Below are 14,866 nucleotides of genomic sequence, written 5' to 3'. Positions count from 1 at the left end.
CTCGGGTAAGATAGTCCGCATGAATACTTCAATTGACATTTCCCACATCCGCAACTTCTCGATCGTTGCGCACATCGACCATGGCAAGTCCACGATCAGTGATCGCATCCTCGAGCTCACCCATACCGTCGACGAGCGCGACATGGAATCGCAGCTGCTCGACACCATGGATATCGAGCGCGAGCGCGGCATCACGATCAAGTCCAATGCCGTTCGCGTTTCCTATGACGCCGACGATGGCGAGACGTATCAGTTCAACCTGATCGATACGCCGGGCCACGTGGACTTCACCTACGAGGTCTCGCGTTCGCTTGCCGCTTGCGAGGGTGCGGTGCTCGTCGTCGACGCCACGCAGGGCGTCGAGGCGCAGACCGTCTCCAACGCGACGCTCGCCATGAACGCCAACCTGGATATCGTGCCCGCTATCAACAAGATCGACTTGCCGTCGGCACACCCCGACGAGGTTAAGACCGAGATCGAGGATGACCTTGCGATTCCTGCCGACGATGCCGTGTGCGTATCGGGCAAGACCGGCGAGGGCATCCATGATCTGCTTGAGTCCATCGTCTTTTTGATCTCACCGCCCAAGGGCGATGCGACGGCGCCGCTCAAGGCGCTCATCCTGGATTCGTATTTTGACGAGTACCGCGGCGTCGTCGCCACGGTCCGCGTCTTTGACGGCTCCATCAAGAAGGGCGATACCCTGCGCATGATGCAGGCCGAGGGCGACTTTTTGGTCGATGGCGTGGGCGTCAAGCGTCCCGCCGAGACTCCGGTCGACGCGCTGACGGTCGGTGAAGTGGGCTACGTGGTCACGGGCCTGAAGGACCCTGAGGCCGTTCGCGTGGGCGATACCCTCACGTGGGCGTCGAATCCCTGCCCTGAGCCGCTTCCCGGTTACCGTGAGGCCAAGCCCATGGTCTATACGGGCTTGTTCCCGATCGACAACAAGGATTACGAGAACCTGCGTGACGCTCTCGATAAGCTGCATGTCAACGACCCGTCGTTGGTGTGGGAGCCCGAGACCTCGGTGGCGCTCGGCTTTGGCTTCCGCGTTGGCTTCTTGGGCCTGCTGCATATGGAGGTCGTCAAGGAGCGTCTGGAGCGCGAGTTCAACCTGGACCTCATCGCCACGAGCCCTTCGGTGGACTACCACGTCTACAAGACCGACGGCGAGATGATTGATGTCCGCAGCCCGCAGGATCTGCCCGAGGCTACGCGCATCGAGCGCATTGAGGAGCCCTACCTCAAGGCCAAGATTATCTGCCCGCCCGAGTATACGGGAGCCGTCATGCAGCTCGCTATCGAGCACCGCGGCATTACGACCGACATGATCCACCTCACGAGCAAATCGGTCGAGATGCGCTTCGACATGCCGCTCGCCGAACTCATCCTGGACTTCTTTGACCAGCTCAAGAGCCGCACCAAGGGCTATGCGTCGCTCGATTATGAGTTCAACGAGTATCGTCCCTCCGAGCTCGTCAAGCTCGATATCCTGCTTTCGGGCGACGAGGTGGACGCGCTTTCGTTTATCGTGCACAAGGACAAGGCCTATGGCCTGGCCCGCGGGTTGTGCGACAAGCTTAAGGAAATTATTCCGCGCCAGCTGTTCGAGGTGCCCATTCAGGGTGCAATCGGCAACAAGATCATTGCCCGCTCGACCGTCAAGGCGCGCCGCAAGGACGTTTTGGCCAAGTGCTATGGCGGCGATATCTCGCGTAAGCGCAAGCTGCTCGAGAAGCAGAAAGAGGGCAAGAAGCGCATGAAGGCTATCGGTTCGGTCGAGGTCCCGCAAGAGGCCTTTATGGCGATCCTCAAGGTGGACGAGTAGTTCCATGGCGCTTTCCGAATACAGTACGCGGCTGCTGGGCGCCTATGCCGAGCAGCCGTTCCTTATGGCTCCCATGGCCGGCGTGACCGATCCCGCCTATCGCATCATGTGCCGCCGCCGCGGCGCCAATCTTGCCTATAGCGAGATGGTGAGCGTGGCGGGCCTTGCCTATGCCAGCAATAAGACGTGGCGCCTGGTGCTGCCGGCCGACGAGGAGCGGCAGATCTGCGTGCAGCTCTTTGGCTCCAAGCCCGATCAATTTGCGAGCGCTGTCGCTGCCGTCGAGGAGCGTGTGGGCGATCGCCTGTCGTTGATCGATATCAACATGGCCTGCCCGGCTCGCAAGGTCGTCACCAAAGGCGAGGGCTCGGCGCTCATGCGCACGCCCGAGCTGGCCGAGAAGATCGTCGAGGCGGCGGTGGGCGCGGCGCACGTGCCCGTGACCGTTAAGATCCGCAAAGGCTTTTACGCCGAAGATCGCAATGCCGCGACGTTTGCCCAGATGCTCGAGGGGGCGGGCGCCGCCGCTGTGGCGGTGCATGGTCGCTGTGCCACGCAGCTCTATACGGGTCAGGCCGATTGGTCGGTCGTCGATGAGGTGGCCGATGCCGTCGAGATTCCCGTTATCGGTTCGGGCGACGTGTTCTCGGCCGAGGATGCCGTGGAGCATCTGCGCAACTCGGGTGCCAGCGCGGTGTTTATCGCACGCGGTATCTACGGTAATCCCTGGGTCTTTGGTGATGCTCGCGCCCTTGCGCTCAATGGCGTACCGGTGCCGGTGCGCAGCTCTGTCGAGCGCCTGGACGCCCTGCGCGAGCATCTCACACTGACGCATGAGCTTCTGCCGCTCATGTCGCGTGCCCGTACGTACGCGAGCTGGTATCTAAAGGGCATGCCCCATGCCGCCGCCTGGCGCGCCCAGGTGGTGCGTTGCTCCACATATGAGGAGTTCATGGCATTGGTCGACGATATCGAGCACGATGTGGTGGCCTGCGAGGCCGCACTTGCCGCTGGCGAGTCGGTGCCCGCTCATCCGCTGGAGGCCTAACGGTGGCCGTTAGCGCGCTGTACGTGCATGTGCCGTTTTGCGCTCAAAGGTGTCGGTACTGCGACTTTGACTCACGCAGTTTTGCTCCGTGCGACCTGAGCGCTGCGCTCGATGCCTATTTTGAGCAGCTGTATGCGCGCCTTGATGCCTTTGGAGACACCGGGGCGCTTGCACAGGTCCGCACCGTCTATGTTGGCGGCGGCACTCCGTCGCTGGCGGGAGAGCGTCTGGTGGAGCTTGCCCGGCGTATTTGCATGTGGTGCAAGCCCGTTGAGTTTACCTGCGAGGCTAATCCTGAGTCGCTGACCGCCGAGCTTGCCGCTGCGCTTGCCAAGGTTGGTGTCACACGCGTCTCTCTTGGTGTGCAAACGCTCGATAATGCCGAACTTACTGCCATCGGCCGCATTCACGATGCCGATCGGGCGCTCGTTGCCATCACGACGGTTAAGGACGCTGGGCTCGATGTGTCGTGCGACCTTATGTGCGGCCTTCCCGGGCAGACCGCAGCGAGTTGGAAGCGCACGCTCGATGGCGTGTTGGCAGCGCTGCCGCATCATGTGTCGGTGTACCCGCTCACGCTCGAGGAAGGCACGCCGCTCTACCGCATGGCGTTCTGCGACGAGTCGCTCGAGCCCGACGAGGATTTTCAGGCTGCGTGCATGGAAGCGGCGCGTGAGCGTCTGGGTGCGGCCGGCTATCACCCGTATGAGGTGGCAAGCTATGCACTCGACGGACATGAGTGCTCGCATAACATCGCCTATTGGACCGGACGGGGCTATCTGGGCCTGGGTCGCTCTGCCGCGGGCATGTTCGACGCCGAGGATTTCGATCGCTTGGCCGGGCTTTATCCCGACGTGCCCGCTCGCGGCGATGCGTATCGCGTGCGTCTGGTACAACGCGACGATGCCTCGACGACGTTTGATGCCGAGTATCTGTCGCAGCGCGAGGCGGCGGCGGAGGATTTGATGCTTGCCTGCCGCATGACGCGTGGCATTGGGCCCGACCTGTTGGTTCGCTCGTCAAGCGTGATTCCTGCAGACGAGCTGGCGGCGTCCTGCGACCGTGCGCTCGAGTTGGGCCTTGCCACCTGGGTACCCGATGATGTCGAGGGGCATGCGGGGCGCATCACCTCAAAAGATGTTGTAGCAGGTCGCGCCCGCGCCCGTTTAGCGCCCACCCACTTGGGCTGGCTCGATGGAAATATGCTGTTCGAGCTGTTTTGGGGTCTAGCTTAGGCCGCTCGGGTAGAATTACCGCAATATATACGCTGCTGTGAGCAGGAGGTTGCCGCGCATGGCGACGATGAACGAAAAAGATTACTACGAGATCTTGGGTGTCTCCAAGGACGCCACCTCGCGTGATATACAGAAGGCCTTTCAGCAAAAGGCCCGCAAGCTCCATCCGGACGTCAACAAAGAGCCGGATGCCGAGGAAAAGTTTAAAGAGGTTTCCGAGGCCTATGCCGTGCTTTCGGACGAGCAGAAGCGTGCGCGCTATGATGCCATGCGCTCGGGCAATCCCTTCGCCGGCGCTCCTTCTGCTTCGCCCTATGGCGGCGGCTACGCCGGCAGCGCAGGCTATGGCAATCCCTTTGAGGGCGGCTTTCCCTTTGGTGGCGCCTGGGGCCAGCAGCGTCGCAGCCAGGCTGCCTATAATCCCGAGAACGGCGCCAACGTGGTCGTCGATATTAGGCTCGACGCCAAGGAGGCCAAGGGCGGTGCCCGCAAGACCGTCCGCTATACGCGCTTCGATACCTGTGGTCATTGCGGAGGCTCGGGCTCTGTCTCGTCCGAGCATGCACATACCTGTCCGAGCTGCGGCGGTCGCGGCCACATCGACGTCGACCTGTCCTTCCTGTTTGGTGCCGGCACGTTCCAGTCGGTCTGCCCCGAGTGCGGCGGTTCCGGTAAGGTCGTCGCCGACCCCTGCCCCGATTGCGGTGGCAGCGGGCGGACCCGTGTGACCTCCGAGCAGACGATTGAGTTTCCCGCCGGCACGCATGATGGCGACGAGATCCATATTGACGGCATGGGTCACGCCGGCACCAACGGTGCCTCGGGCGGCGATTTGGTCGGGCGCGCCCATGTCGAGGCCGAACGCCTGGAGGGCAAGGCTCGTACCGGTTTTTACCTGATGGGCATCGTGGCGCCTTTTTTGGTGCTGTCGGCCATCTCGGGCGTGTTCTCGGCCTTTGCCATGATGTGCTTTGTTCCGTTTGCCATGGGCTTGTTCATGGTGCTCTCGGACGGCGTGCTTCACCGCAGCCTGCTGTGGTGGAAGCGCGGCGCGATGCAGTTTGCCAACGGTTTTGCCAACGGATTTATGTTTGCTCTCGTGTCGGTTTGGTTTGCGAGCTGCTCGCAACGTGCCATGCTTTCGCCCTACGCAATGCAATAACATCAAACCCTTTGTTTGCGGTCGGCCCAGCTTGGGTATAGGACGCACTGTGACAATAATGAAAGTCGGAAGGATTCGGTCGTGTCGGAAAATAGGGATTACTACGAGGTACTTGGCGTCGACAAGGATGCCGACGCGCGGACGATTAAGCGCGCGTTTCTAAAGAAGGCCCGTATCGTACACCCGGACGTTTCGGACGACCCCGATGCCGAGGCCAAGTTCAAAGAGCTCAACGAGGCATATTCCGTTCTTTCCGACGAGCAGAAGCGTGCAAACTACGATCGCTACGGTTCGCCCGACGGCCCCGGCGGCTCCGGCTATGTCGACATTAACGATATCTTTGGCGGCATGGGCATGGACGACCTCTTTTCGTCGTTCTTTGGCGGCGGTGCCGGCGGTGGCGCCCGAAATCGCCGCGAGCGTCGTCGCGGCCGCGATATGGCCATCTCCCTTTCGGTGACCCTTGAGGAGGCGGCGCTCGGTTGCAAAAAGACGATCAGCTATGACCGCCTTGCCCCCTGTGATGATTGCAATGGCACCGGTAGGGCCGAGGGTGCGGCCGAAAAGCAGTGCAGCCGTTGCCACGGCACGGGCTATGTCACGACGGTCCAGCGCTCGTTCCTGGGTCAGGTTCAGTCCTCTTCGCCCTGCCCCGACTGCCATGGCGAAGGCACGGTCATCGACCATCCCTGCGAGACCTGCGACGGTCAGGGCCGCACGCCTTCGCACGAAAAGATCGACATCGATATCCCCGCCGGCGTCTCGACCGGTCGCCAGCTGCGCGTGAGCGGCTTTGGCGAGGCAGGCCTTCGTGGTGAGCCCTCGGGCGACCTGATCGTCAACGTGCGCGTCGCCGATCACGAGCGTTTTAAACGCAACGGCGACGACCTGTACCTCGTGAGCGATATCTCGATTGCGCAGGCTGCGCTCGGCTGCGAGATTAAGGTTGAGGGCATTTTGCCCGACGAGGTCGTCAAGGTGTGCGTCCCCGCCGGTACGCAGTACGGCGACACCGTGAGTGTCAACAACTACGGTATGCCCCGTATCGGCGGTGGCGGCTCGCGTGGACGCTTGATTGTTCAGCTGCGCGTGCTCGTCCCCACGAACCTTTCCGCCAAGCAGCGCGAGCTGCTCGAGGCTTTCGCCGCCGAGTCGGGCGACGATGTCGCTTCCGGCAAGAAATCGGTGACCGATCGCATTAAGAGCGCTCTCGACGACATCCTCGATTAAGGAGCCCGCGTGCTCGCACCTCATATCTCTGTTGTCAACCTCGGCTGCCGTGTCAACCGGGTTGAGTCCGACCGTATCACTGCCGATCTTATGCGCCTGGGTTTTGCAATGGTGGATCCTCAGGATGCGGAGCTGATCGTCATTAACACCTGTGCCGTTACGGGCGAGGCCGAGGCCAAGACCCGTAAGGCCGTCCGCCATGCGCTGGCTCATCCAAAAGAGCCCTATGTGGTCGTGACCGGGTGCGTTGTCAATTTGCACCCCGAGGAGCTTCTGGAGCTTTCGGACCGCGTGATCGCGGAGCCGTCTAAGATCGATGTCGCCGAACGCGTCTGCGAGGTGCTGGGCGTTGAGTCCGATAGTGTGGCCGCCTGTAGCGACGGCGATGTGGTCGACGCGCTCGGTCGCTCGCGTCTGGGTGTGAAGATCCAGGACGGCTGCAACCATCGTTGCACCTATTGCATTGTGTGGAAGGCCCGCGGCCCCGAGCGCTCCATGCCGGTCGAGTCTGTGCTCGAACAAGTTCGTGAGGCTCAGGAGGCCGGCGTGCCCGAGGTGGTGCTGACGGGCGTGAACCTGGGCGCCTACGATGGCAAGAGTGCGACCGACGAACACGTCGAGATTGATGAGCTGCTCCAGGCCATCATGGAGCGTACGTCTATTCCTCATGTGCGCATTTCCTCGGTCGAGCCCATGGATATCTCCGAGCCCCTGCTTAAGGTCATGGCGCGCTATCCGCAGCGCATCGCCCCGTTTTTGCACCTGCCCGTGCAGTCTGGCTGCACGGCGACCCTGCATCGCATGGGCCGTCCCTATAGCGCCGAGGCATTTGAGGAGACGGTGCGTATGATCCGCGCCAACTTGCCCCAGGCGTCCCTTTCGTGCGACGTCATCGTCGGTTTTCCCGGCGAGACGGACGAGGAATTTGAGGAGTCGCTGGCGTTGTGCCGTCGCGTGGGCTTTTCGCGCATGCATGTCTTCCGCTATAGCAAGCGTCCCGGTACCCTTGCTGCCGACATGCCCGACCAGGTGCCGCCCGAGGTTATGGCTGAGCGCAGCCGTCGTATGCGAGCCGCGGCGCAGGAACTCGCCATTGCCGACGCCCGCCGTCGCGTGGGCACCGTCGAGCGTGCCGTGCTCGAGTATGGCGACAACCTGACGCTCGGTTCGTTCCATCATGCCCGTCTTGACGATACCTGCGGACTCACAGCCCCGTGCCTGCTCGATGTTGCTATCATCGGAGTCGATGATTCCGGCTTGGTCCATGCACGCAGGGAGGTTCATGGAAGCCTCGAAGATTAGACTTACCGTTCCCGATGGAATTGATCCCTCGCGCGTTATGGGTGCCGGCGACGGTGTCCTTCGTGCGCTCGAGAGCTTGGTTCGCGCCCACGTGGTCGCCCGTGGCGACCGTATCGCCGTGTGCGGTGACCCGGACGAGGTCGAGCTCGTGGCGCGCTTTTTCGAGCATGCTTTTCGCGAGGCTGCCGCCGGACGGACGCTGTCTGTCGACGATGTCTCTCGCTGCCTGGCCGTCTTGCGCGACGGTGAGTACGGGGCTACGTCGCTTCGCGATGATGTGCTGCTTTCGTATCGCGGTCGTGCCATTCGCCCCAAGACGCTCGGTCAAAAGCGCTATGTGGATGCCATCCGCTCGCATACCATCACGTTTGGCTTGGGTCCTGCCGGTACCGGTAAGACCTATCTGGCCATGGCGCTTGCCGTTGCCGCGCTCAAGCGTCACGAGGTGGGCCGTCTGATCTTGACGCGTCCGGTTGTCGAGGCGGGGGAGAACTTGGGCTTTTTGCCCGGTACCCTCGAGGAAAAGATCGATCCCTACATGCGTCCGCTCTACGACGCCCTTTTTGACATGATGGATCGCGAGCGCACCGATGAGCTTATGGAGCGTGGCGTGATCGAGATCGCCCCGCTTGCCTACATGCGCGGTCGTACGCTGAGCGATGCCTTCGTGGTGCTCGACGAGGCTCAAAATACCACGCCCGAGCAGATGAAGATGTTCCTGACGCGCTTGGGCTTTAACTCCAAGTTTGTGATTACCGGTGACCTGAGCCAGCGTGACTTGGTAGGTCGTCGCGGCGGTCTTGCCGACGTTGAGCAGATTTTGGGTCGTGTCGACGATGTCGCGTTTTCGCACCTCGAGCGTGCCGACGTGGTGCGTCACGCCTTGGTGGGGCGAATCGTCGAGGCATATGATGCTTATGATGACGTGCGCGAGAAACGCGTGCGCGACCGAAAGGAGTCCCGTTGAGTGTATTGATCAGCAACGATGCCGAGCTCGATACGCTGCTTGACGCGCAGGAGGTAGAGCACATCTGCGAGGTCGTGCTTGCTGCCGAGGGCGTTGAGCGAAAAGTCGAGATTTCCCTTTCGTATGTCGATGAGGATGAGATGCGCGAGCTCAACCACGAGTGGCGCGGTATCGACCGTACCACCGATGTCCTCTCGTTCGAATGCGACTCGGCCTTTGACGAGGATATCCCAGCCGATGAGACGCTCGAGCTCGGCGATATCATCTTGGCCCCGCAGGTCATTGCCCGTCAGGCTCCCGGCTTTGGCAATAGCCCTGCCGATGAGTGCCGCCTGATGCTCGTGCATGGCATGTTGCATTTACTGGGCTACGATCATATCGTGGACGACGAGGCCGAGGTCATGGAGGCCCGCGAGGACGCCATCCTGCGCGATCTGGCGCTCGAGCGCGGCGAGGACCCCAAGCTGGTTCACGTCGGCCCCATCACCAACCATGCCCACGACTAGGAGCCGTCTATGATTCCCGGATCGAACAAGGACCATCCGTCCTTTTTAAAGTCGTTCTCCTACGCCATGGAGGGCTTCGTTACCGCCGTCAAGACCGAGCGTAACATTAAGGTCATGCTCGTGGCGGGTGTGTGCACTGTCATTGCCGGCTGCATCGTGGGGCTCGACATTGCCGAGTGGGCTACGATTATCATTTGCTGCGGCCTGGTGATTCACGGCGAGCTGTGCAACACCGCCATGGAGGCGATTGTCGATTTGGCGACCCAGGAGTTCCATCCGCTGGCAAAGCGTGCAAAGGATATCGCCGCCGCCTCCGTATACGTTCTTTCCATCACCGCCGCGATTGTGGGCTTGTTGGTATTTGCCCACGCGCTCGGCTTTATTTAGAAAGGGATCTTCATGTCCGACAATATGCAGCCTATCGATGAAACGCTGGACGACGAGCCCCTGGATGCTGTGGATGCCGAAGCGACTGAGGCTTGCGAGGTCGAGGAGTTCGACCCGTTTGAGGGCATGAGTGACGAGGAGCTCGACGCCCTGTGCGACGAGGACGACAGCCTCGCGGGCTTTGGCGACGTTGAGCCCGGTTTCCGCAGCGGCTTCGTGGCCCTGGTCGGTCGCCCCAACGCCGGTAAGTCCACGCTGCTCAACGCCTGCTATGGCAAAAAGGTCGCCATCACCTCGCCGGTGGCCCAGACGACCCGCCGTCGCATGCGCGCCGTCGTCAATCGCCCCGGTTACCAGCTGGTTTTTGTCGATACCCCGGGTATTCACAAACCCAAGGACGGCCTGGGGTCCGAGCTCAACAAGAGCGCGCTGTTCGAGCTGAACGATGTCGATGTCGTCGCGTTTTTGATTGATGCCACCAAACCGATCGGCAGGGGAGACGCCTGGGTTGCCGAGCGCGTCAGATGCGCCCGTTCCAAGAAGGTTCTGGTGCTCACCAAGGCCGATGAAGCCGATCCCGCACAGGTCATGGAGCAGCTTAAGGCCGCCCACGAGCTCATGGAATATGACGATGAGATCGTGACGTCGTCGGTCAAGAACTTTAACGTCGATGCCTTCATCGAGACCGTTGCGCACTTTTTGCCCGAGGGCCCGCGTTGGTTCCCCGAGGACATGGGTACCGACGCTTCCGACGAGACGCTCGTTGCCGAGTTTGTGCGCGAGAAGGTCTTGCGCCGCACCCGTGATGAGATTCCGCACTCCGTTGGCGTAATCTGCGATGCGCTCGAGCAGACCAAGAAGGTTCTGCGCGTGCATGCCACCATTTACGTCGAGCGCGAGGGCCAAAAGGGCATCATCATCGGTAAGGGCGGCGAGATGATCAAGCATATCGGCATCGACGCCCGTCGCGATCTTGAGCGCATCTTTGGCACGCAGGTCTTTTTGGAGCTGGATGTGAAGGTAAAGGCCGGCTGGCGTGACGACGAGGCCCAGATTCGCCGTTTTGGCTACAACGCCGAGGACTAAGGGCGCGCGGCGCTCATGGCAGGCTCACGGACATATCGCACAAAGGTACTCGTCCTCGATAAGACCAAGCTCAAGGAGACCGATCTGATCTTGACGATGCTCGATGAGCGGGGTCGGCAGGTCCGTGCCGTGGCAAAGGGCGCGCGCAAACCCGGCGGGCGCCTGGCGGCGCGCTGCGAGCTGTTCTGTACCGTCGATATGCTGCTCGCGCACGGACGGTCGCTCGACGTGGTTTCCCAGGCCGAGCTTATGGAGGCGCCGCTCGGCGCCGCGCCCGATTACGAGACGACCTGCGCCGCAAGCGCGATCGCCGAGGTCGCGCGCGTGTGCTCGTTCGAGGACGCCGAGGACCCGTTTACCTTTGCCATTACGCAGCGAGCACTTGCCCTGGTGGGCAGCAGGCTCGACACGGCACATATGGACCTGCTTGTGGCGGCATATGTCTTTAAGCTGTTGTCGCACGTTGGCTATCGACCCGATTTTTCGGCCTGCGTACTGTGCGGAGACCCCATGCTGTCGTATTTTTCGCCCCAGGCGGGCGGGCTCATGTGCGGGTCGTGCGCGTCGAGCGTTCCGGGTGCCGAGCTGGTGTCGACCGGCGAGGTCGCATGGCTGCGCGCCCTCATGTCCATGACCTTCGATGCGCTCTTGGCCGAGAGGGTCGATCCCCATACTGCCGCCTTTTTGCTGGGGCTTTCGCATGTTTGGGCTGCGACGCACACCGATCAGCGTCTTCGCGCGATGGAATTCATGTTGGGTCGGTGATGATGGGCATACGCGGTCCGCTTGTGGTAACATACCGACCTGTTGGTACCTCGACCTTGGATGCTCGCTCCACCGGCGGCTTCCCAGTCCGAGGCGAATAGAGTCGCCCGCGGGCGACGCGAAACGAAAGGTGAAACAATGACTGTTTCCAAAGAGCGCAAGGCGGAGCTGACTGCCCAGTTCGGTAACACCCCGGTCGACACCGGCAACCCCAAGGTTCAGGTCGCCATCCTGACCGAGCGCATCAAGGAGCTGACCGAGCACATGAAGTCCCACCAGAAGGACTTCCACACCCGTCGTGGTCTGCTCATGCTCGTCGGTCGCCGTCGTCGTCTTCTCTCCTACATCAAGAAGAACGACGTCGTCGAGTATCGTGAGCTCATCAAGGCTCTGGGCATCCGCGACAACATCCAGTAAGGATTTGTACATGCTAAGAGCGTCCTGCGCAGCGGGGCGCTCTTTTTGTGTAAGGGCGTGAACAATCACGCTCTGAAGCGTGGCGGGGGCAGGGGGCCCGCGTCACATGAGAAGCCCGCAGGCAAGGGGTCTGCGGGGTAAAGGAGAACAATGACACTCGTATCCAAGACCTTTGAGCTGTACGGCAAGACCTACACCTTTGAGTCGGGCGAGCTTGCCAAGCAGGCCACCGGCGCCTGTCTGGTCAAGCAGGGCGACACCACGATGCTCGACACCGTGGTCGTCTCCAAGGAGCGCAAGAACTACGACTTCTTTCCGCTGACCGTCGACTTCAACGAGAAGATGTACGCTGCCGGCCGTATCCCGGGTGGCTACCTCAAGCGCGAGGGCCGTCCCAGCGAGAAGGCCACGCTCACGGCCCGCATGATCGACCGTCCTATTCGCCCGAGCTTCCCGGACGGCTTCCGCAACGAGGTGCACATCGTCGCCACCTCGCTCGTCGCCGACCAGGTCAACCCCTTCGACGTCATCAACGTCATGGGTGCCTCCCTGGCCATGACGCTCGGCGGCGTGCCCTTCGAGGGCCCGCTTGCGTGCGTGCGCATCGGCCGCAACGTGGAGACCGGCGAGTTTATCGTCAACCCCACCTATGAGGAGCGCGAGAACTCCGATCTGGACCTGGAGCTGGGCGGCTCTGCCGACTTTATCTCGATGGTCGAGGCCGGCGCCGATGAGATCTCCGAGGACGATATGCTCGCCGCCATGAAGTTTGGCCAGGAGGCCCTCGCTGCCTTCTGCCAGGCTCAGGACGAGTTCGTTGCCGAGTGGGAGCAGGTCAACGGCGCTATCGTCAAGAAGGAGTACCCGCTCGACCAGCCCGTCGAGGAGGTCCAGGAGCGCATCTTCGCCCACTACGACGAGATGGCAGCCGCCCTTCGCGACGCCGACAAGCTCTCCCGTATCGGCAAGGTCGAGGCTCTGAAGGAGTCCATCCGTGCCGAGTTCACCGAGGAGGAGCAGGCCGCTTGGGAGCGCGAGATCCCCGTGGCACTCAAGAAGCTCGAGAAGAAGGCCATGCGCACCATGGTCGTCGAGACCGGTGAGCGCGTCGACGGCCGTGCCGCCGATGAGATTCGCCCCATTATGGTGAAGGACAACTACCTGCCGCTCGTTCATGGCTCCGGCCTGTTCCAGCGCGGCCAGACCCAGGTGCTCTCCGTCCTGTCGCTCGGCATGCTCAACGAGGCCCAGCGTCTGGATACCATCGAGCCCACCGAGGGCAAGCGCTACATGCACCACTACAACTTCCCGCCGTTCTGCACCGGCGAGACCGGCCGCATGGGTAGCCCCAAGCGCCGCGAGATCGGCCACGGCAACCTGGCCGAGCGCGCCCTGCTTCCGGTGCTCCCCGACGAGAACGAGTTCCCCTACGCCATCCGCGTGGTCTCCGAGGTCATGGAGTCCAATGGCTCCTCTTCGATGGCTTCGACCTGCGGCTCCACGCTCGCCCTTATGGACGGCGGCGTTCCCATTAAGCGCCCGGTCTCCGGTATCGCCATGGGCCTGATCCAGGAGGAGGGCAAGACCGTGGTCCTGTCCGACATCCAGGGTCTCGAGGACTTCCTGGGCGATATGGACTTTAAGGTCACCGGCACCACCGAGGGCATTACCGCTCTGCAGATGGACAACAAGGCCACCGGCCTTACCTTTGACATCCTGGCCCGCGCCCTGCAGCAGGCCAAGGAGGGCCGCGCCTTCATTCTGCAGAAGATGCTCGATGTGATCCCCGAGCCGCGTCACACCACGCGCAGCACCGCTCCGCGCATCGTCTCCATCCAGGTTCCGACCGACAAGATCCGCGACGTCATCGGTTCCGGCGGCAAGGTCATCCGCGGCATCCAAGACGAGACCGGTGCTTTGGTCGACATCCAGGAGGACGGCACTGTCTTTGTCGGTGGCACCGGCGAGTCCGTCGACCAGGCTGTCGAGCGCATCAAGCTCATCATCAAGGTTCCCGAGCCGGGCGAGGAGTACACCGGTCGCGTGGTCTCCATCCAGCCCTTCGGCGCCTTTGTCAACCTGCTGCCCGGTAAGGACGGCCTGCTGCACATTTCCCGCGTCGCCAAGGGCCGCGTGGAGAAGGTCGAGGACGTCCTCAACGTGGGCGACGAGGTTAAGGTTGTCGTCATCGAGGTCGACGATCGCGGCAAGATCTCGCTCGATCGTCTGGATAAGCCCGAGGCCCCGGCTCGTGCCGAGGGTGCCCCCGAGGGCGACGGTGAGCACTTCCAGCGCCGTGAGCGTCCGCGTCGCGAGCGCTCCGAGCGCAGCGACCGTCCGCGCCGTCCCGGCGACAACGGAGGCCGCAAGCCCCGCCGTCACCACGACGCCGAGTAACAGCTACACATAAGCGGCTCAACAAGGGCGACTCCGGACAGGGGTCGCCCTTTTGCTATTCCCGGCGGGGTCCGCGGGTATAGTTTCCTGCTCTACAGTCCTGCTCGCACGGAGAGCACATTAAGTGCTCTCCGGCTCGTGCGGAACTCGCGATAAACTTTACCCGCGGCCCCCGCCGGGAATAGCAAAAGGGCTGGTGGGTGCGGGTTTCGATTTTGTCAGATAGTCTATTCAGTTATCTGAATTCAGATCTTTAGATAATCGCATGTGCGGCATTACCCCAGATAAAACCGACCAAAATAAACCTGTCCCTTTTTGGCAGGTCTGGGGCCATCGGGGGCCGGGGCGGGTTAAGTTTGTCGCGAGTTCCGCACGCAAAGGAAAGCACTTAATGTGCTTTCCGTCTTGCGCAGGACTGTAGAGCAGCAAACTTAACCCGCCCCGGCCCCCGATGGCCCCAGACCGGCGGGATAGACCGGTTTGGATGGGGCTTTGATGCATGGGTGGTCTGTTGGTGGGCAAATGGGTATCAT

Annotated in this window: 13 protein-coding genes; all 13 read left to right on the top strand. The window is 61.9% G+C overall.

What is annotated here, in order from left to right:
- Positions 1 to 19 precede the first annotated feature (19 nt).
- The 13 genes from lepA (at position 20) to ACTQXI_RS02245 (ending at position 14,333) form a co-directional block, all read left to right on the top strand.
- Entirely contained in the window at positions 20 to 1,831 is a 1,812-nt protein-coding gene (gene lepA / locus ACTQXI_RS02305; protein ID WP_154516289.1) for a translation elongation factor 4, read from the top strand.
- Between the two features lie 4 nt (positions 1,832 to 1,835).
- Positions 1,836 to 2,879 carry a tRNA dihydrouridine synthase DusB gene (gene dusB / locus ACTQXI_RS02300; protein ID WP_441548251.1) on the top strand — a complete coding sequence of 348 codons (1,044 nt, stop codon included), beginning with the start codon at positions 1,836 to 1,838 and terminating at the stop codon, positions 2,877 to 2,879.
- Between the two features lie 2 nt (positions 2,880 to 2,881).
- Complete coding sequence (locus ACTQXI_RS02295) at positions 2,882 to 4,114, top strand: coproporphyrinogen-III oxidase family protein (protein WP_441548250.1); 1,233 nt, start codon at positions 2,882 to 2,884, stop codon at positions 4,112 to 4,114.
- A gap of 58 nt (positions 4,115 to 4,172) precedes the next feature.
- A complete protein-coding gene (locus tag ACTQXI_RS02290) occupies positions 4,173 to 5,276 on the top strand; it encodes a DnaJ domain-containing protein (RefSeq protein ID WP_441548248.1) in 1,104 nt (367 codons plus the stop codon).
- Positions 5,277 to 5,357: 81 nt separating this feature from the next.
- Entirely contained in the window at positions 5,358 to 6,506 is a 1,149-nt protein-coding gene (gene dnaJ, locus ACTQXI_RS02285) for a molecular chaperone DnaJ (protein ID WP_427726832.1), read from the top strand.
- A gap of 9 nt (positions 6,507 to 6,515) precedes the next feature.
- Positions 6,516 to 7,808 carry a MiaB/RimO family radical SAM methylthiotransferase gene (locus ACTQXI_RS02280; protein ID WP_441548247.1) on the top strand — a complete coding sequence of 431 codons (1,293 nt, stop codon included), beginning with the start codon at positions 6,516 to 6,518 and terminating at the stop codon, positions 7,806 to 7,808.
- On the top strand, positions 7,789 to 8,775 hold the full coding sequence (locus tag ACTQXI_RS02275) for a PhoH family protein (protein ID WP_441548246.1): 987 nt from the start codon (positions 7,789 to 7,791) through the stop codon (positions 8,773 to 8,775). Before ACTQXI_RS02280 ends, ACTQXI_RS02275 begins: the two co-directional genes overlap by 20 nt.
- A complete protein-coding gene (gene ybeY, locus ACTQXI_RS02270; protein WP_427726828.1) occupies positions 8,772 to 9,281 on the top strand; it encodes an rRNA maturation RNase YbeY in 510 nt (169 codons plus the stop codon). The genes ACTQXI_RS02275 and ybeY overlap by 4 nt, the downstream gene beginning before the upstream one ends.
- A 9-nt stretch (positions 9,282 to 9,290) precedes the next feature.
- On the top strand, positions 9,291 to 9,668 hold the full coding sequence (locus tag ACTQXI_RS02265) for a diacylglycerol kinase family protein (RefSeq protein WP_427726826.1): 378 nt from the start codon (positions 9,291 to 9,293) through the stop codon (positions 9,666 to 9,668).
- 12 nt (positions 9,669 to 9,680) lie between these two features.
- Positions 9,681 to 10,754, top strand: coding sequence for a GTPase Era (gene era / locus ACTQXI_RS02260; protein WP_195838553.1), 1,074 nt, complete (start codon positions 9,681 to 9,683; stop codon positions 10,752 to 10,754).
- 15 nt (positions 10,755 to 10,769) lie between these two features.
- Positions 10,770 to 11,519 (top strand): DNA repair protein RecO, encoded by a 750-nt coding sequence (recO, locus tag ACTQXI_RS02255; protein ID WP_441548245.1) that lies wholly within the window; start codon positions 10,770 to 10,772, stop codon positions 11,517 to 11,519.
- A gap of 138 nt (positions 11,520 to 11,657) precedes the next feature.
- Entirely contained in the window at positions 11,658 to 11,936 is a 279-nt protein-coding gene (rpsO, locus tag ACTQXI_RS02250; RefSeq protein ID WP_154516313.1) for a 30S ribosomal protein S15, read from the top strand.
- 150 nt (positions 11,937 to 12,086) lie between these two features.
- Positions 12,087 to 14,333 carry a polyribonucleotide nucleotidyltransferase gene (locus ACTQXI_RS02245; protein ID WP_441548244.1) on the top strand — a complete coding sequence of 749 codons (2,247 nt, stop codon included), beginning with the start codon at positions 12,087 to 12,089 and terminating at the stop codon, positions 14,331 to 14,333.
- Positions 14,334 to 14,866: the final 533 nt, after the last annotated feature.

The organism is Collinsella sp. LCP19S3_C9, from assembly GCF_052121575.1.
Taxonomy (GTDB): Bacteria; Actinomycetota; Coriobacteriia; order Coriobacteriales; family Coriobacteriaceae; genus Collinsella.
Note: the sequence above shows the minus strand (reverse complement) of the source record. Positions and strands in the feature narration are given on the sequence as shown.